We start from the raw sequence: 17,146 nt of genomic DNA on the forward strand, positions 1-17,146 counted from the left end.
GTCGCGAGGCCTTTAGCCAGCGCAACCGCACAGGGCAACAACAGTGTCAGCTGCGTGTGCCAACCTTGCGTATGATACCGTTGAAAGTGAGCGCCGGTGTACCGTCCGCCGTTATCATTCCGCGCACGAAAACGGTTTTACCGCCTCCACGCGTCACTTCGCCACGAGCTTCTACGAGCTGTCCGACTGCCACTGGCGAAAGGAAGTCTCCCGCCAGTTGCAGCGTAACTCCACGAGCCCCCGCCATTTCGTCAGTGGCGATGGTGAACAACGCGGAATCCGCAAATGTCATCAGACAACCGCCATGCATGAATCCAGCACCATTCATGTGCCGCTTTTCAGCACGGAAGGCGCTGACCATTCCGCCATTTTCCTCACGGCGTTCATAGAATGGACCGGCTCGTTGTTCGAAAGCGTCACCCGACCAAGTTTGCCACCCGACCCATTCGCCCTCGTCGACATCGGACAGACTGCTACCCGCGCCGATAACTGTCGGTTCTTCGCTCATGCTTCCAGCGCCGCCACACCTGGGAGAACCTTACCTTCCATCCATTCGAGGAAAGCGCCGCCAGCAGTTGAAATATAGGTGAAATCATGCGCGACGCCGGCATGGTTAAGCGCCGCCACAGTATCACCGCCACCAGCAACAGATACCAGCGAACCATCTTGGGTCAAAGCTGCCGCAGTCCGCGCCAAAGCCACAGTTGCCGCATCGAACGGTTCGGTTTCAAATGCCCCCATCGGGCCGTTCCACACCAAAGTGCGACAGGTTTTCAGCACATCGCCCAATGCCTCCACCGCGAGCGGGCCTACGTCGAGTATCATCTCCTCAGCCGCCACCTCGTGCACGTTGCATGTACGCAAGCTCGCCGGATGAGCGGCAAATTCTTTCGCGACGACCACATCGTAAGGCAAATGAACGGTGCATCCGGCATGACTGGCGGTATCCAGAATTTTGTTTGCCGTACCGGTCAGGTCGTGCTCACACAGACTCTTGCCTACATCGACGCCGCGCGCAGCGAGAAATGTGTTGGCCATTCCCCCGCCGATTATCAGATGCTGCACTTTGCCGACGAGGTGTTCGAGCACAGCAAGCTTGGAACTGACCTTCGCACCGCCAACCACAGCTGCAGCCGGCATTTCAGGGTTGCCAAGCGCTTTATCCAGCGCGGTCAGTTCCGCTTCCATCGCGCGCCCGGCATAGGCGGGCAAAAGGTGAGCGAGACCTTCCGTGCTGGCATGCGCGCGGTGGGCCGCGGAAAATGCGTCATTGACGTAAAAATCGCCGTGGCCGGCAATCGCCCTGGCGAATTCGGGATCGTTGGCTTCCTCGCCCGGCCAGAAGCGGACATTATCCAGCAAGCCGATATCACCATCGCGCAGAATGCCGATCGCCTGTTCCACCACTGGCCCGGCGACCTCAGGAATGAACATGATTTCGCGATCGAGGACACGCTCCACATCGCCCTGCACCATACTGGTGCTCATCGTCGAATTTCGCTGCCCCTTAGGACGTCCAAAGTGCGCCAGCAGCAGTACTTTGGCACCCTTGTCGGCCAGTTCAAGAATGGTCGGAGCACTTGCCTCCACCCGAGTCACATCGGTTGCGCGACCATCTTTCATTGGCAGGTTGAGATCGACCCGCACCAGCGCGACCTTGCCACGCACATCACCAATATCGTCGAGCGTCTTGAATTTGGGCATATTCGACTCCCATCCTCCCCGACAAGAGAGAGGAACCGCGCAGGGCGCGGGATGAAGGGGCACCCGCAGATAACTCCGACCGTGGCGGGCGCCCCCGCCGCCACGGCCCGTCAATCGTTTCCCTCCCCGCTTTCGGAGGAAGGAATAGGTTCAGATCAGCTTCGCCATCACGCCAGCGGTATCGATCATGCGGTTGGAGAAGCCCCATTCGTTGTCATACCAGCTCACAACCCGTGCCAGCTTGCCTTCGAGAACCGCGGTTTCCAGCGAATCAACCGTGGAACTGGCGGGGTAGTGATTGAAGTCGCTCGAAACCAGCGGCTGATCGGTGAAAGCGAGAACGCCCTTCATTGCACCTTCAGAAGCTGCCTTCAGCGCGGCGTTCAGTTCTTCGGCTGTCACATCGCGCTTGGGTGTGAACACCAGATCGATCAGCGACACATTCGGCGTCGGCACGCGTACCGACGACCCATCGAGCTTGCCCTTAAGCTGCGGCAGCACCAGGCCAACCGCACGGGCCGCGCCGGTCGTGGTCGGGATCATATTCTGTGCACCACCACGGGCACGGCGCATGTCGCTATGCATCTGATCGAGCATACGCTGATCGTTGGTGTAGGAGTGGATCGTGGTCATGAAGCCACGTTCGATGCCCACCGCATCGTCGAGTACCTTAGCCACCGGTGCGAGGCAGTTGGTCGTGCAGCTTGCATTCGACACGATCACATCGTCAGCTGTCAGGGTATCCTGATTCACGCCATAAACGATCGTGGCCGACACACCGGTTGCCGGGGCCGAGATCAGCACGCGCTTGGCACCTGCGGCGAGGTGTGGGCGGCTCTTCTCATCCGACTGGAAAAAGCCGGTGCATTCGAGCGCAATGTCGATGCCATTGGCCTTGTGGGGCAAATTGCCCGGATCGCGTTCACTGGTTACGTGAATGCGCTTTCCATTGACGATCAGATCATTGCCGTCGACCTCAACCGTGCCAGGGAAACGGCCATGCGTGCTGTCGTACTGGAACAGCAGGGCATTGGATTTGGTGTCTGCAAGATCGTTGATCGAAACGAGTTCCAGATCGTGATCGTCCCGCTCCAGCAGTGCACGCGCGACAAGCCGCCCGATACGTCCGAAACCGTTGATCGCAACTTTGGTCGCCATGAGAAGAGCTCCTGCTTATCCGTTGAGTTTGTTTGTGATTTGCGGGACGATTGCGTCCACGGTGAAACCGAATTTGGCGAACAGTTCCTCTGCCGGGGCAGAGGCGCCAAAGCGATTGAGACCAATCTGCAAGCCGTCGCAACCGGTATAACGTTCCCAACCCATCGTTACACCTGCTTCGATCGAAATCTTGAGCGTATCGGCAGGAAGGAGATCCGCCTTGTATGCAGCTTCCTGCTGCTCGAACAGTTCCATACTCGGCATAGAAACCACGTCGGCCCCAATACCCTGTGCTTCGAGCGCATCAGCCACGTTACAAGCCAGCTCCACTTCGGAACCGGTGCCGATCAGCACGGCTTTGCGCTCTGCTTTGGCCATCCGAAGGCGATAAGCTCCTCGTGCGCTCAACATATCGCCTTCGTGGCGCAGTTGCGGCAAATTCTGACGGCTAAGCGCGAGAACCGAAGGTGTTTCTTTATTCTGCAAAGCAAGACGCCAGCATTCGGCGGTTTCAACGATATCGCACGGACGGAACACATTGAGGTTCGGTATCATCCGCAGGCTCATCACCTGTTCCACCGGCTGATGGGTAGGCCCGTCCTCGCCCAGACCGATACTGTCGTGCGTAAAGACATAGATCGCGCGAATCTGCTGCAAGGCGGAAAGGCGAACCGCGTTTCGACAATAATCACTGAAGATCAGAAAAGTACCGCCATACGGAATTACTCCGCCGTGCAGCGCCATACCGTTCATCGCCGCCGCCATGCCGAATTCGCGAATGCCGTAATAAACATACCGTCCGGCATAATCATCAGCAGTCAGAGGCGTTGTCGCCTTGGTTTTTGTGTTGTTCGATCCGGTGAGATCCGCCGATCCGCCGACCATCTCCGGCAAAAGCGGAGTCAGAATATCGAGTGCAAGCTCCGATGCTTTGCGCGTAGCGACCTTTTTATCATCCGACAGCCAGGCAGAGAATGCTGCGGCCACTTCATCGCCTCTGGTCAGATCGCCTGCCATGCGGCGCTCGAACTCAGCCTTGTCGGACGAAGCATCAAGGCGTGCATTCCATTCCTGACGCAAAACGGCGCCGCGTTCGCCCGTCTTGCGCCAGTCCGCAACGATTGCAGTAGGAATCTCGAACGGCGCAGCCGTCCAGCCCAGTTCGGCACGGGCCGCCGCGATTTCCTCTGCTCCGAGCGGCGCACCATGGGTGGCACTCGTGCCCTGCTTGTTAGGAGCCCCCTTCCCGATAACGGTACGACACACAACCAGAGTGGGCTTGGCGGTTTCCGCTTTCGCTGCACCAAGAGCGCGGTCGATATCGGCAAAATCATGCCCATCGCATTCGACCACATTCCAGCCAGTTGCGCGGTAACGCGCAGGAATATCCTCGCATGTCGACAGGTCGGTCGATCCGTCGATTGTGATCGCGTTGGAATCCCACAGCACCTTAAGGTGACCGAGGCGAAGATTGCCCGCCAGCCCGATCGCCTCGTGATTGATGCCTTCCATCAGGCAACCGTCGCCCGCGACAACCCAGGTATCGTGATCGACGAGATCGTCTCCGAACACGCCGTTCAGATGGCGTTCGGCAATCGCCATACCGACTGCCATCGCCAACCCCTGACCAAGAGGGCCAGTAGTGCATTCGACGCCGGGCAGGAGAAAGTTTTCCGGGTGCCCGGCACACGGGCTGCCGAGCTGACGGAAGTTGCGAATATCGTCCATCGTCGGCGCATCGTATCCGCTCAGGTGCAGCAGACTGTAGATCAGCATCGATCCATGCCCGGCACTCAGCACGAAGCGATCACGATCGGCCCAATCAGGAGCCTTCGGGTCGAATTTCAGATACTTGGACCACAGAACCGTAGCGACATCGGCCATGCCCATGGGCATCCCCGGATGCCCGGAATTGGCGGCCTGAACCGCATCCATCGACAGGGCGCGAATGGCATTCGCCATCGGCGCGAGACGGGACGGGTCGATGGTCATGGGCAGTGCTCCGGCAGAGAGAAAACAAGGCGATTCGTCGCGCGCGCATCCCTCTTGCGGACAGGCGGAGGAAGGTCAAGCAACCCCTCCCCCGCTTCCACCGTCAACCCGACCGAAACCGCGCCCGCGTCGCCTCATGCGAGTTATCAACAGCCCACCCCAACCCTTTGCGTAGAAGCGCTAATTTGTCTATCTAAAGCGCATGAGCGGAGATCGTATAGAAGCAGCAACCCGGCGGATCGAATCCGCTCTGACGCGGATCGCGGCAGCGTCGGAGGAAGTGCACACTCAACCGCTTTCGGTGTCCAGACTCGTGGATGAACACGAAACCTTGCGCGAAACCGTGATTGCAGCGCTGAAAGAACTCGACATACTCATCGCAGATATCGAACAATGAGCGAGGTATCCGTCACAGTTGGCGGACGCGTCTATCGCGTCGCTTGCGCTCGGGGAGAAGAGGACCGCGTTCGCAATCTTGCTACGCTGGTCAATGCCAAGCTTGAAACGATGGGGCGCCTCGCTCCTCAGGATGCACAGAATCTGCTCTTCGCATCGCTGATGCTTGCCGACGAAACGCATGAAGCAAAAGAAAATGCCAGCAAGGCGATTGCGGCCAAAGATGAATCCGAACGCAACGCGCAATCTGCCGAAGTTGAACAAGCCGCACTTCGCAGCACTATAGCAGACCTCGAATCCGAGATCGTTCGCCTGAAGAACAGTGCCCCCCAACCCGCCGGTGAAATGGAGGGTGCGCGCAATCAGATCGAAGCGTTGACACAGCAGATTGCCGAGCACGAAACGCAGCGTGCTGCATTGAGCGCGCAAATCGCCACCCTCATTGAAGAGAAGAGAGCGCATACGAGCGCAACCGCATCGGGCAAATCATCCTTGCCCGATGCAAATGATCCAAACCTGGCCCTGGCCCTGGCACTGGAAAGATTTGCCGAACAGCTCGAATTCTATGCCGACCGGCTTGAGAGCAAGCCAACTGCATCCTAAATAGGCGGCGGCGGGACTGCCCGGCACGAACCTGCAGAAAATCCCTGGGGCTATAAGCAATCCAAGGGAGCCGTCCCTGTCCGGGGTGCGGGGCCTGAAATAGGGTCCGGCTCCGAGGCACATGGCGCCCACCTGACCCTTAGGCGTCAGAGGATTTCCCGGTAAACGACCATGGTGGTTCCGCCACTTACCCCATAAGGGGGGCAAATGCTCACGAGATGAAAGCCTGCGTGACCGACAAACAAACTCTTCGCAAACAGTTACGTGCTGATCGCAAGCGGCATGTTGCCGCTCTCCCTGCGGTAACCCGTGCCCTGCTGCTACGCATACCGCCTGCGCCATTGGCAGCACTTGTGCCAGAGAACGCGGTGATCGGCCTCTATCGCGCCACTCCGCATGAGGCACCGGCAGGCACTTATGCGAAATACTACATCGAGCGCGGCCATCGAATCGCGCTCCCCCGATTTGCCGCGGACAATGCGCCGATGGAATTTGCCACACATTGCGATCCGTTCGGGGAAACCGATCTGGAGAGCGGCCCCTTCGGGTTAAATCAACCGGGATCAGAGGCTCTGGTTCTGGTGCCCGACGTAGTGTTCGTCCCATTGGTGGGTTTCACCGACAGCGGCCAGCGGCTTGGTCAGGGTGGCGGGCATTATGATCGCTGGCTGGCCGAACATCCCGGCACCACCGCGATAGGGCTGGCATGGGACTGCCAACTTGTCGACACCCTGCCGACGGAGGAACACGACATACCTTTGTCAGCCATCGTCACCCCTACACGACTTTACGGACCATTTACATGAGAACCGAACCGACCCTGCGTATCCCGCTTGGCATACTTGGCATGTTGCTGGGTGTGGCCGCCTATGCGCTGGTTATCGCGCGCTATGTGCCCGATCTGATCGGGGGCTGGCATACGCTGTTGCAGACGATGGTCTATATCGCGCTGGGGATCGTGTGGATCCTGCCGCTCAGGCGCTTTCTGGCGTGGATGGAAACAGGGCGCTGGCGCTAAGCGCCAACGCCCCGATTTTCACCGTTTCCGAAGAAAGAGTCCCAAGTGGCGCGAGTGACGGGACTTGAACCCGCGACCCTCGGCGTGACAGGCCGATACTCTAACCAACTGAGCTACACCCGCGCATTTAAGCGGCAGCGCCTCTTGGGAGACGCGCCACTACGGCTTGAAGCACGGGCTGTCAACCGGTCGTTACAGCCATTTTTGCAGGTTTTTTGCACCTCCCTCAATCTACGGGATATTAACCATATTCCGACAGTCAGGCGCAGCCCCTTATCGGGGATTATGCGGAGCAAATGATATGCGTGGACTTATCGGACTGGGGGGCACCCTCGCCTGCGCCCTATCGACAGCGGCGGCAGCGCAAGCCCCGGTAACGATAGATCGCGCGGTCTATGTCGAACGCGCCATAAACGGCTCTCGCTCGATCGAGCCCGCCACCACTCTGCAACGTGGCGATAAAGTGGTTCTCATCCTCACGTGGCAGGCCCACAGCGCGACTCGCGGGTTTACCGTATCGAGCAGAATCCCGCCCACTCTGCTGTTCCAGCGAGCAGGAAGCAATTCGATTGAGGTTTCAGTTGATGGCGGACGCAGTTGGGGTGCGCTCGATAATATGCGCGTAGGGAACCGGGTGGCGGCCCCCGAAGACGTGACCAATCTGCGATGGAAAGCCAACGCATCGACGGGGCGAATGACGTTCAGCGCAATCGTTCGATAGAAACAGAGCCCCTCCACCGATATATCGGCGGCAGAGGGGGCGTTCTAATCCACCAGAAGCAGAGCGGGAGTTTCGATCAGCTTCTTCAACTGCTGGATAAAGCTTGCCGCATCCCAGCCATCGACGACCCGATGATCGCAACTGATCGAAATATTCATCAGCTTGCGCTTTTCGATCCGTTCGCCGCCATTGCCATCGGGCACGAACATCGGCCGTTCGACAATCCGATTGGGGCCGATGATCGCCACCTCAGGACGATTGATGACGGGGGTTGTTGCCACACCCCCTAGAGGTCCAAGTGAGGTGACTGTGAGTGTGGAGCCGGAAAGCTCGTTTGATTTGGCCGAGCCATCCCGCGCGGCGTTTGCCAGTCGCACGATCTCCGCAGCAAGCTGCCATAAATTCTGCCGCTGGGCATCACGGATCACCGGCACCATCAGCCCACCATCGGTCTGCGTCGCCATCCCCAGATGTACAGCGCCGTGGCGTGTTACCACGCCTGCTTCATCGTCATAGCGCGCATTGATCATCGGGAAATCGGGCAGTGTCTTGCAGATTGCGGTAATAAGCAGCGGCAGCATCGTGAGTTTGGGACGCTCCCCACGTGCATCGTTCAGCTGAGCGCGCAAGCGCTCCAGCTCGGTCACGTCGCATTCTTCGACATAAGTGAAGTGAGGAATGGTGCGCTTTGCCGCGGCCATATTTTCGGCAATCCGACGGCGCAGGCCGATCACCTTCACAGTCTCATCCGGTCGGGTCGCAGCAGCCGGGGCGTGCCCGGATTTGGCTCCATACGATATGAACGCATCGAGGTCGGCATGGCGAATCCGCCCTTCCTCGCTCGGCCGCACTTCGCTCAGATCGATACCAAGATCGGCGGCGCGCTTGCGAACCGCAGGGGTCGCGAGAACCTTGGATGTCGTACCGGTGCTGGCCTGGCTTAGCGCTGCATCGGGTTGAACCTTAGGCGCTGGGCGCGGCTTCGGGGTTTCTGCGGGCACCGCTTCGGGCGGCGGAGCATTCTGCGGGCCATTAGCAATCGCATCGTCGGCATCGGATGCATCCGACACTTCGGTTTCGATCCGCTCCTCAACCTCGTCCGATTTGGGGGCTGGCGCGCCATCGCTGTCCGCCAGAACATCTTCGGGCACCTCGCCTTCGACTTCGATCACCACCAGCATAGAACCGATAGAGATGACATCTCCGACCTCGCCAGCGACTTCGATCACTTTGCCCGAAACCGGGCTTTCCATTTCGACCGTCGCTTTATCGGTCATCATATCGGCCAGACGGCCATCTTCTTCGACTGTGTCACCCACTTTGACATGCCAGTCGACGATTTCAGCTTCGGCGATGCCTTCCCCGATATCGGGCAGGTTGAATGTAAAACGTGCCATAATCCCTCAGGCCTCCAAAATCTTGTCCATCGCCTCGCCGATGCGGATCGGCCCGGGGAAGAATGCCCACTCAAGGCTGTGCGGATATGGCGTGTCGAAACCCGTCACTCGCTCCACCGGCGCTTCGAGATGGTAGAAGCATCGCTCAGTCACCAAAGCGGAAAGCTCCGCACCAAACCCGCTGGTGCGGGTGGCTTCGTGGACAATCAGACAGCGGCCGGTTTTCTCCACCGATTCTTCGATCGCTTCGATATCGAGCGGGACGAGAGTCCGCAGATCGAGAATATCGGCATCGATACCCTTCTCCCTCGCCACTGCCTCCACCACATGCACCATCGTGCCGTAGGCAAGGATAGTCATCGCCTCGCCATCGCGCACTTTGCGCGCTTTGCCGAGCGGGATCGAATAATAACCTTCGGGCACCTTGCTTTGCGGGAATTTCTTCCACGGTTGCACGGGCTTGTCGTAGTACCCGTCGAACGGGCCGTTATATATCCGCTTCGGTTCGAAAAAGATCACCGGATCGTCGTCTTCTATCGCGGCGATCAACAGCCCCTTGGCATCGTGCGGCGTGCTGGGGATCACAGTCTTGAGGCCAGACACATGCGTGAACAGCGCTTCGGGGCTCTGGCTGTGAGTCTGCCCGCCGAAAATTCCGCCACCAAATGGAGAGCGAACGGTCAGTGGCGCGATAAACTCACCCGCTGAGCGATAGCGTAGCCGCGCTGCCTCGGAAATAAGCTGATCCAGACCGGGATAGATATAGTCTGCGAACTGGATTTCCGGCACCGGACGCAAGCCATATGCCCCCATCCCGACAGCCGCACCGATGATGCCACACTCGTTGATCGGTGTGTCGAACACCCGCGTCTTGCCATATTTTTCCTGCAAGCCCGCAGTGCAACGGAACACACCGCCGAAAAAACCGACATCCTCGCCCATGATGATGACTGACGGATCGCGGCTCATCATAATGTCGAGCGCATCGTTGATCGCTTCAATCATATTGAGGCTGCGCGTCGGCGCATCTTCTAACCCAAAGGGGGTGTCGTCCTCGATCACGCTTGAGGCCATTTGATCTTCCTTTCGCGGATCGCCTGCGCCGCCTGTTCTTCCAGATGCCAGGGCAGATCTTCGTAAACGTCTTCGAACATGGTGTGAAACGGATGGTGCAGCCCGTGGCCGAGAATACCGTTCTTTTCGGCTTCCTTGGTGGCAGCCTTCACTTTCTCGGCACATTCGAGGTCCAGCGCGGACTGACGATCTTCATCCCATTCGCCAATGGCGATCAGATGATCTTTCAAACGCATAATCGGATCGCCCAGCGGCCATTCGGTGTGTTCCTGCGCCGAACGATAGGCAGTGGGATCATCGGACGTAGAGTGACCTTCAGCACGGTATGTGAAGTGTTCGATCAGAGTCGGCCCGCCGTTTGCACGGGCGCGGTTTGCCGCCCACTGGGTTGCTGCATAAACGGCCAGCGGATCATTGCCATCCACCCGCAGCCCGGCAATGCCATACCCAACGGCCCGCGCGGCAAAGGTCGTCCGCTCACCACCAGCGAAACCCGAGAAGCTGGAAATCGCCCACTGATTGTTCACTACGTTGAGGATCACCGGCGCATTATAAACAGCGGCGAAAATACAGGCCGAATGGAAATCTCCTTCGGCCGTACTGCCTTCACCCAGCCAGGTCGCCGCGATCCGGCTGTCCCCACGAATAGCACTGGCCATCGCCCAGCCAACCGCCTGCGGAGTTTGCGTCGCCAGATTACCGCTGATGGTGAAGAACGAATGCGCGCGGCTGGAATACATGATCGGGAGCTGGCGCCCTTTCAGCTTGTCCCCCCGGTTGGAGTATATCTGATTGATCATCTCGACCAACGGATAGCCGCGAGTGATCAGAATGCCTTGCTGGCGATAGCTGGGGAACACCATGTCGTCGCTCGCCAGTGCCATCGCCGGGGCAACACTCGTGGCCTCTTCCCCCGTACACTTCATATAGAAGCTGGTCTTGCCCTGCCGCTGGCCGCGATACATCCGTTCGTCGAACGCACGCGTCAGCGCCATTTTCTCCAGCATGGCGCGCAGGGTATCCGGGTCGAGGCGCGGATCCCAAGGGCCATACGCCTGATTATCATCCCCCAATACGCGCACCAGATCGGTCGCCAACGGGTTGGTCTCGGACGCTTCACAGCTCTCATCTGGCCGGGGCTGTGCGCCCGGCTTGGTTACAGCGAGATGTGAGAAATCAACCTCATCCCCCGGACGAAACTTCGGTTCGGGTACGTGAAGTCTGAGAGAGGGGCGATTATGCCCCACCTGCCCGTTTCCAGTCGGCCCATTGGCCATATCCTTCTCTCCCGTTCGGTCAGACGCCATCAGCAATGCCAGTAGCAATCTTCTACGATTGCGACATAATATTTCAAACGACGGAAACGGTCAAGAAGTCCCAACTACACCGCAACGGGAGCCTTTATCGCGCCATGCGGGGTGTAATCTGACACCTGGAAATCCTCGATCCGATAATCGAAGATCGTTTCTGGACGCCGCAGTAATTCAAGTCGTGGATGTCCGCGTGGTTCCCGCTCAAGCTGTTCTTCGATCAGATGCGCGTGGTTGAGGTACAGATGGGTGTCCCCTCCCATCCACACCAGTTCGCCGGGCTCCAGATCGACTTGCTGAGCCAGCATCCGTGCCAGCAACGCCGCCGACCACAAGTTGAACGGCAGGCCCAGCGCCACATCGCAACTGCGCTGATAGAGCAAAGCGTTCAGCTTTCCGTTCGCGACGTGGAACTGATACGTCTTATGGCACGGGGGCAATGCCATCCGGTCCAGCTCTGCCACATTCCAGCCTTCGATGATGTGGCGCCTGCTGCCGGGATTGGTCCGTAGTGATTCGACCACTTCAGCGACCTGATTGATCCCCGGCCCCGGTTCATATGCGCCATCCTTGCGATAGCGGTAAGTCGGCCAGTCGACCCACTGCTTGCCATAAACCGGCCCCAGATCGCCCCAGCGCGCCGCGAATTCCTCATTGTCGGCAATTCGCTGGACGAAATCATCGAGAGTAATCTCGTCTCCTGTGTCGCGAACATATTTCGCATGGGGCCACTCGTTCCAGATACCGACGCCCTGCAGTACCAGCGCCCGAATGTTGGTATCGCCTGTCAGGAACCACAGCAGTTCGCGAGTCGCTGTTTTCCAATAGACCCGCTTGGTGGTCAGCAACGGCATCGCCCCACCCGACAGATCAAATCGCAGAGTCGCCCCAAAGACCGAACGCGTGCCAATTCCCGTCCGATCAACCCTTTCCGAACCGCGCTCCCAAATATCCCGCATCAGATCGAGATATTGCTGCTCCGGATGAGGAGCGGCGAGAGAATCGGTCGTATGCGATGCAGTGGCCATATGAATTACCTAGCGGTGCAAATGCCTGCTTGCCACCCCGGCGCATGGTGCCTATAGGGCGCGCCTTGCCTCGGCCCGCGTGGGCATTCGTCCATGCGGGAACGACACGGTCGGGGAGTAGCTCAGCCTGGTAGAGCACTGTCTTCGGGAGGCAGGGGCCGGAGGTTCGAATCCTCTCTCCCCGACCAACATTTTCAAGCACATATCTAATATTCAAATTACGTCGGACTGGGCGGAGTAGTCGCGCGCCGCGCGCGCGAGTTCATGCAGCGCCGGTCTGTATCGCAACCATCGCCGGTGTTTATCGACGCATCGAGTCGGGTGCTGAGCCGACTTTTCTCCACCACAGATTGTTGCGGCGCGGAACTGCGAACAGTCCCGCGCCGCTAATATTGCTGGCCGGGCGATGTACCCTGCCTATGTTGTCGGCCAGATATCAGCGCGCGGCCAGTTCCTTCACCAGTGCGGGTGCCGGATAGATATTTTCCAACGCTTCCTGCACAGCAGCGGTCGAGACCACCACCGTCCGATTAAGTGTCGGATCGTACCCGTAATTGCCGCCCAACGAATGGATATTACCGTCGAAGGCGGCGCCGATTACCGTGCCATTTCTGTCAATTACCGGCGAGCCGGAGTTGCCACCGATGATGTCGTTCGTGGTTACGAAATCGTAAGCCGCACTCATATCGATTTTGGCTTTGTTCGCGGCGAACGCAGGAGCCACATCAAATGGTGGGCTACCCGTCGCACGGTCGAACGTGCCACCCAGCGTGGTGGCAATCGGCACCTGATTGCCACGCTCGACCCAGCCCTTCACCTGGCCATAACTGATGCGAAGCGTGAACGTCGCATCGGGATAGAGCGAGTCACCATAAGCGGCGAACCGCGCGTCGGCCAGTTTGCCACCCGCGACAGCCAGCGGACCGACATAGGCCTCGTCCACCTGCTTCTTCAGTTCGCGTTGGCGCGGGTTCAGCTTGAGCGCGTACTGGATCATCGGATCGTCCGACGCCTTCACCGCATCCAAGCCACCATCCCACAGCTTCTGGCGATAGGCGGGATCGGCAAGCTTGCTGCCTTCGACCAGACGCTTAGCCAGTTCTTCCGGGCTTTCCTTGCCCAGCAGAAGCTTCGAATCCTGATCGTCGACACCGAGGTATTCGCGCGCTTTCGACAGGCTCCATTCCAGAGTCAGCTCGTCCAGCCAGTTGTACACCGGCTTTTCATCGAGGATGCGCTTCTTGGTCAGCGGCAGAGCGCTGTCGGTATAACCCGGCAGGCGTTCTGCATTGGGCTTGGCACGTTCCTGTGCGGCGAACACCAGAGCCTCGGCATAACCATAAAGATCGCTCGATGGCGAGACGAAGCGATACGGGAGATAGAGCGAGCGATAGGCCGTCACTGCGCTGTCAACCGCCGACCACGGGTCACCGATGGCGGCATTGCCTGCGCTCTTTTCCTTCAGGTCGGCCTCTTTAGCGGCCAGCGTTGCGGTGAAGGCCGGATCGTTGAGTGCTTTCTGACGGCCGATATAAACCTTGAGGCTGTTTTCCACTCCATTGAGCATGTCCAGCCCTTCCCGCGCATGGTCGGGATTTTCCTCCATTCCCCGGATCAGGCGACCGCGCAGTTCGGACATTGTCGTGACGGTGATCGGCAGACGGACCTCACGCTCGAAGGCGAGCTGGCTGGAGGTATAAAGGCGGCTGGTCGAACCGGGATTGCCGACGACGAAAGTGATTTCCCCTTCCTTCGGCGCACGAGGGTTCCATTCCAGGTGATTGGGCGTCGCCACCGGCTTGCCATTTTCGTATGCGCGCAGGAAACTGGCATCGAGCGAATAGCGCGGAAAATTGAAGTTATCCGGATCGCCGCCAAAGGTCGCGGCGCGATCTTCCGGTGCCCAGACAAGGCGCACATCGGAATATTTGCGATAAGTGTACAGCTTATACTGCCCGCCTCCGAAAAGAGTTACCACCTGGCAGCGGTTTGTATCCGTATCGGGGCAACCATCCTTTTCGATCTGCGCGATTTTCGCATCGCGCGCCTTGGTCAGCGCCTCACCCGAAAGCGAGCCCATCGCGGCCTTCACAGCACCGGTGACATCGGTGATCTTGGTGACAACTTCAGCTTGCTGGCCGGGGCACTTGAGTTCGGCATCGCGCCGATCGGCCACATATCCATCGTTGAGATAGTCGCTGCCCTGCTTCGAGTTATCGAACAGGCACGAGGCGACGCAGTGATGGTTTGTCAGGATCAGGCCCGATCCCGATACGAAACTGGCAGAACAGCCGCCGGTCAAACGAACCGCGGCAGCCTGTACTTTTCCTAACCACGCCCGATCCGGCGACCAGCCATACGCCTCCTTTACTTGCGCGGTCGGGAAATTATCGAAGGTCCACATTCCCTCATCAGCGGCGGCGGGCCGCGATGCCAGAGCGCAGATAGCGACTGCTGCAAAAAGGCTGGCGCGATTGATTTGCATACGAACTTGTCTCTCATAAGTGGTTGAGACCGCAATGGCCCCCGAATTGCGCGATCGGAATATGTCGTCGCTTCATTGCGGCAACACGCCAGACCACACTCTTGAACCGACGGAGGAAGAACGCAAGCACACACCTCCCGTCAGCGACAGGGCAGTGATATGTTATATCTCAGAATATGCAACTCTGTGAGCATTCGCGCCGCAAAAGTAGGCAGCGCGGTTCGCAAGCACCTGAGATGCAGTTGCAGACGGCCAATCCGGCCATTTGCGCCACGCAAACTGCCGGGTCATCCGTCAACCACAGCTACGGACTAACCGGACTATCGTCGGATTTATCTGTGAGAAGGACGATCCCGACCGCTGCCGCGATAAAACCCACCATGATCAGCAAGCGATCCCGTTTGCTCACACCCTTTTCCTGAACAGCGGCGCTTTGCTTCGCCCGAGCCTGCGCCGCCACCGGAGCGGCAACGAGAGACGACAATGCAAGACTTAACATCACATTGCGAACCAACTTCATGAGTTACCCTTCACAAAAATCCGCAATTCAACAAAAGTACTTGCAGATAAAAATAGATAGAAGGGCCGTCTAATTTCTATAAATACCACAATCAAATCAATATTTCATATAAACATTTATCTCTTATTAAAATAATATGCCCTTAAATAGTAAAAGGTCTATGCAACGCCCCCTCTGACCTAACACCGAAATGCCGACAATCTGCCGAAAGTGCCGCGAACATCACGCTCCGCCAAGCCCCTGACCGACCATGTCGCCGGGACGTATCAGTCGGTCGTATTCATTTTCGCTTACTTTACCCGAGCGGATCGCTTCGGCGCGCAAACTGGTTCCGTTGGCAGCGGCCGCCTCTGCGATATGCGCGGCCGCCTGATATCCGATATGCGGTGCCAGCGCGGTCACCAGCATGAGCGAATTTTCGACGTATCCGGCGATTGCTTCGCGATCCAGTTCAGTGCCTTCCACCGAATGCAATCGGAACATTTCGCAGCCATCGCTCAGAATTGCGATCGAATGAAGCAGGTTATTCACCACGATCGGGCGCATCGCGTTAAGCTCAAAATTGCCCTGACTGCCGGCAAAGGCCGTCGCAGTATCTTCGCCGATCACCTGAATCGCGATCATCACCATCGCTTCGCACTGCGTCGGATTGACCTTGCCCGGCATGATCGAGGAGCCCGGCTCGTTATCCGGCAACTTCAGCTCCCCGATCCCACAGCGCGGCCCGCTGGCGAGCCAGCGCATATCGTTGGCGATCTTCATCACCGCCACCGCCACGCCACGCAAAGCCGCCGATACGCGCACGAGTGGATCGAGCGAACCCTGCGCCGCGAACTTGTTGGGTGCGGTGACGAAGGGGCGCGCCGTCAATTGCGCGATCACCTCAGCGGAACGCTGCGAAAAGCCCTTCGGCGCATTGATCCCTGTGCCAGTGGCAGTTCCGCCTAAGGCCAGTTCGTAAAGCCCCTCCCGCTCGCGTTCGACAGCGGCAATCGCATCCCGCAACTGGCCGACCCATCCCATCCATTCCTGCCCCACAGTAACCGGGACGGCATCCTGCAAATGGGTGCGGCCGATTTTGACCACGTCCATCCATCCAGTTGCCTTCACCGCCATAACATCGGCCAGAGCAATAAGCTCGGGGATCAGCCTGACGGTCAACGCATGTTCGACTGCGATATGCATCGCGGTGGGGAACGTGTCGTTTGACGACTGGCTCATATTCACGTCATCGTTCGGACCCACCGGAGTCTGGCTGCCCAGTTCGCCGCCAAGCAACTGGATCGCCCGGTTGGAGACGACTTCGTTGATATTCATGTTCGACTGGGTGCCAGATCCGGTCTGCCACACGAACAGGGGGAATTGCGGATCCAGATCGCCCGCGATCACTTCGTCGCAAGCACGGACGATGGCGTCGGCTTTCCATTGCGGCAGACGCCCCATCTCTGCGTTGACCAGCGCGCAAGCCTTCTTGACCACGCCATAGGCGCGATAGACCGCAATCGGCATTCGATCCCCGCCAATGGAGAAATGCGCCAGCGAACGCTCTGTCTGTGCCCCCCAGTACTTGTCTGCAGGCACCTGCACCTGCCCCATCGAATCGAACTCGGTCCGAGTGCCAGTCGCATCGATTCCAATGGGAATATCGCGCATCGTCGGGTGATCGGAATTGGACTCAGTCATCATCTGCCTCGCAGTGGTATCGGAACACAGAGGTAGGCTCTGCGCCCTCGTTCTTGC

16 protein-coding genes, 2 tRNA genes and 1 other RNA gene are annotated in these 17,146 nt (G+C 58.5%); 7 read left to right on the forward strand and 12 right to left on the reverse strand.

Features of this window, described 5'->3' with window-relative positions; all coding sequences use genetic code 11:
* Window positions 1–46: 46 nt before the first annotated feature.
* From CV013_RS04770 to tkt, 4 genes are all read right to left on the reverse strand, one after another.
* Window positions 47–508, reverse strand: a complete 462-nt coding sequence (locus CV013_RS04770) for a PaaI family thioesterase (RefSeq protein ID WP_102154122.1) — start codon at window positions 506–508, stop codon at window positions 47–49.
* A complete protein-coding gene (locus tag CV013_RS04775; protein ID WP_102154123.1) occupies window positions 505–1,704 on the reverse strand; it encodes a phosphoglycerate kinase in 1,200 nt (399 codons plus the stop codon). The genes CV013_RS04770 and CV013_RS04775 overlap by 4 nt, the downstream gene beginning before the upstream one ends.
* A gap of 150 nt (window positions 1,705–1,854) precedes the next feature.
* Window positions 1,855–2,862 (reverse strand): type I glyceraldehyde-3-phosphate dehydrogenase, encoded by a 1,008-nt coding sequence (gene gap / locus CV013_RS04780; RefSeq protein ID WP_102154124.1) that lies wholly within the window; start codon window positions 2,860–2,862, stop codon window positions 1,855–1,857.
* Between the two features lie 15 nt (window positions 2,863–2,877).
* Window positions 2,878–4,854, reverse strand: coding sequence for a transketolase (tkt, locus tag CV013_RS04785; RefSeq protein ID WP_102154125.1), 1,977 nt, complete (start codon window positions 4,852–4,854; stop codon window positions 2,878–2,880).
* 202 nt (window positions 4,855–5,056) lie between these two features.
* On the opposite strand from tkt, the gene CV013_RS04790 reads away from it, so the two are divergent.
* The 5 genes from CV013_RS04790 (at window position 5,057) to CV013_RS04805 (ending at window position 6,871) form a co-directional block, all read left to right on the forward strand.
* Window positions 5,057–5,251: a hypothetical protein gene (locus CV013_RS04790; RefSeq protein ID WP_102154126.1), complete on the forward strand. Its 195-nt coding sequence runs from the start codon at window positions 5,057–5,059 to the stop codon at window positions 5,249–5,251.
* Window positions 5,248–5,853 carry a cell division protein ZapA gene (zapA, locus tag CV013_RS04795; RefSeq protein ID WP_102154127.1) on the forward strand — a complete coding sequence of 202 codons (606 nt, stop codon included), beginning with the start codon at window positions 5,248–5,250 and terminating at the stop codon, window positions 5,851–5,853. Before CV013_RS04790 ends, zapA begins: the two co-directional genes overlap by 4 nt.
* Window positions 5,854–5,863: 10 nt before the next feature.
* Window positions 5,864–6,038, forward strand: a non-coding RNA gene (gene ssrS, locus CV013_RS16090) — 6S RNA.
* A 45-nt stretch (window positions 6,039–6,083) separates the two neighbouring features.
* Window positions 6,084–6,659: a 5-formyltetrahydrofolate cyclo-ligase gene (locus tag CV013_RS04800; protein WP_223805288.1), complete on the forward strand. Its 576-nt coding sequence runs from the start codon at window positions 6,084–6,086 to the stop codon at window positions 6,657–6,659.
* Window positions 6,656–6,871 (forward strand): DUF2842 domain-containing protein, encoded by a 216-nt coding sequence (locus tag CV013_RS04805; RefSeq protein ID WP_102154129.1) that lies wholly within the window; start codon window positions 6,656–6,658, stop codon window positions 6,869–6,871. The genes CV013_RS04800 and CV013_RS04805 overlap by 4 nt, the downstream gene beginning before the upstream one ends.
* A gap of 46 nt (window positions 6,872–6,917) precedes the next feature.
* Here the strand turns inward: CV013_RS04805 and CV013_RS04810 are convergent.
* Window positions 6,918–6,994: transfer RNA gene (locus CV013_RS04810), tRNA-Asp, on the reverse strand.
* 178 nt (window positions 6,995–7,172) lie between these two features.
* Here CV013_RS04810 and CV013_RS04815 point away from each other — a divergent pair.
* Window positions 7,173–7,592 (forward strand): hypothetical protein, encoded by a 420-nt coding sequence (locus CV013_RS04815; RefSeq protein ID WP_102154130.1) that lies wholly within the window; start codon window positions 7,173–7,175, stop codon window positions 7,590–7,592.
* Window positions 7,593–7,636: 44 nt separating this feature from the next.
* Here the strand turns inward: CV013_RS04815 and CV013_RS04820 are convergent, their stop codons facing one another.
* The 4 genes from CV013_RS04820 to thyA all read right to left on the reverse strand — a co-directional run bounded on the left by CV013_RS04820 (window position 7,637) and on the right by thyA (window position 12,401).
* Complete coding sequence (locus CV013_RS04820; protein ID WP_102154131.1) at window positions 7,637–8,989, reverse strand: dihydrolipoamide acetyltransferase family protein; 1,353 nt, start codon at window positions 8,987–8,989, stop codon at window positions 7,637–7,639.
* A gap of 6 nt (window positions 8,990–8,995) precedes the next feature.
* On the reverse strand, window positions 8,996–10,063 hold the full coding sequence (locus tag CV013_RS04825; RefSeq protein WP_190276523.1) for an alpha-ketoacid dehydrogenase subunit beta: 1,068 nt from the start codon (window positions 10,061–10,063) through the stop codon (window positions 8,996–8,998).
* The gene (locus tag CV013_RS04830) at window positions 10,048–11,340 is read right to left on the reverse strand and encodes a 3-methyl-2-oxobutanoate dehydrogenase (2-methylpropanoyl-transferring) subunit alpha (RefSeq protein ID WP_102154132.1); all 1,293 of its coding nucleotides are present in this window, start codon (window positions 11,338–11,340) and stop codon (window positions 10,048–10,050) included. The genes CV013_RS04825 and CV013_RS04830 overlap by 16 nt, the downstream gene beginning before the upstream one ends.
* A 104-nt stretch (window positions 11,341–11,444) precedes the next feature.
* Window positions 11,445–12,401 (reverse strand): thymidylate synthase, encoded by a 957-nt coding sequence (gene thyA / locus CV013_RS04835; protein WP_102154133.1) that lies wholly within the window; start codon window positions 12,399–12,401, stop codon window positions 11,445–11,447.
* Window positions 12,402–12,512: 111 nt separating this feature from the next.
* On the opposite strand from thyA, the gene CV013_RS04840 reads away from it, so the two are divergent.
* Window positions 12,513–12,589: transfer RNA gene (locus CV013_RS04840), tRNA-Pro, on the forward strand.
* A gap of 248 nt (window positions 12,590–12,837) precedes the next feature.
* Here CV013_RS04840 and CV013_RS04845 read toward each other — a convergent pair.
* From CV013_RS04845 to fumC, 3 genes are all read right to left on the reverse strand, one after another.
* On the reverse strand, window positions 12,838–14,886 hold the full coding sequence (locus CV013_RS04845; protein WP_102154134.1) for a S46 family peptidase: 2,049 nt from the start codon (window positions 14,884–14,886) through the stop codon (window positions 12,838–12,840).
* A gap of 304 nt (window positions 14,887–15,190) precedes the next feature.
* Entirely contained in the window at window positions 15,191–15,406 is a 216-nt protein-coding gene (locus tag CV013_RS04850; protein WP_102154135.1) for a hypothetical protein, read from the reverse strand.
* A gap of 222 nt (window positions 15,407–15,628) precedes the next feature.
* Entirely contained in the window at window positions 15,629–17,089 is a 1,461-nt protein-coding gene (gene fumC / locus CV013_RS04855) for a class II fumarate hydratase (protein WP_102154539.1), read from the reverse strand.
* Between the last annotated feature and the right edge of the window lie 57 nt (window positions 17,090–17,146).

This window comes from Tsuneonella flava (assembly GCF_002870965.1).
In the GTDB taxonomy this organism is placed as follows: domain Bacteria; phylum Pseudomonadota; class Alphaproteobacteria; order Sphingomonadales; family Sphingomonadaceae; genus Tsuneonella; species Tsuneonella flava.

Coding starts and splice junctions, on each gene's coding strand:
- tkt (WP_102154125.1), bottom strand. CDS start 4,854: ATGACCATCGACCCGTCCCGTCTCGCGCCGATGGCGAATGCCATTCGC.
- CV013_RS04790 (WP_102154126.1), top strand. CDS start 5,057: ATGAGCGGAGATCGTATAGAAGCAGCAACCCGGCGGATCGAATCCGCT.
- CV013_RS04850 (WP_102154135.1), bottom strand. CDS start 15,406: ATGAAGTTGGTTCGCAATGTGATGTTAAGTCTTGCATTGTCGTCTCTC.
- CV013_RS04830 (WP_102154132.1), bottom strand. CDS start 11,340: ATGGCCAATGGGCCGACTGGAAACGGGCAGGTGGGGCATAATCGCCCC.
- CV013_RS04775 (WP_102154123.1), bottom strand. CDS start 1,704: ATGCCCAAATTCAAGACGCTCGACGATATTGGTGATGTGCGTGGCAAG.
- fumC (WP_102154539.1), bottom strand. CDS start 17,089: ATGACTGAGTCCAATTCCGATCACCCGACGATGCGCGATATTCCCATT.
- CV013_RS04770 (WP_102154122.1), bottom strand. CDS start 508: ATGAGCGAAGAACCGACAGTTATCGGCGCGGGTAGCAGTCTGTCCGAT.
- zapA (WP_102154127.1), top strand. CDS start 5,248: ATGAGCGAGGTATCCGTCACAGTTGGCGGACGCGTCTATCGCGTCGCT.
- CV013_RS04805 (WP_102154129.1), top strand. CDS start 6,656: ATGAGAACCGAACCGACCCTGCGTATCCCGCTTGGCATACTTGGCATG.
- gap (WP_102154124.1), bottom strand. CDS start 2,862: ATGGCGACCAAAGTTGCGATCAACGGTTTCGGACGTATCGGGCGGCTT.
- CV013_RS04820 (WP_102154131.1), bottom strand. CDS start 8,989: ATGGCACGTTTTACATTCAACCTGCCCGATATCGGGGAAGGCATCGCC.
- CV013_RS04815 (WP_102154130.1), top strand. CDS start 7,173: ATGCGTGGACTTATCGGACTGGGGGGCACCCTCGCCTGCGCCCTATCG.
- CV013_RS04845 (WP_102154134.1), bottom strand. CDS start 14,886: ATGCAAATCAATCGCGCCAGCCTTTTTGCAGCAGTCGCTATCTGCGCT.
- thyA (WP_102154133.1), bottom strand. CDS start 12,401: ATGGCCACTGCATCGCATACGACCGATTCTCTCGCCGCTCCTCATCCG.
- CV013_RS04825 (WP_190276523.1), bottom strand. CDS start 10,063: ATGGCCTCAAGCGTGATCGAGGACGACACCCCCTTTGGGTTAGAAGAT.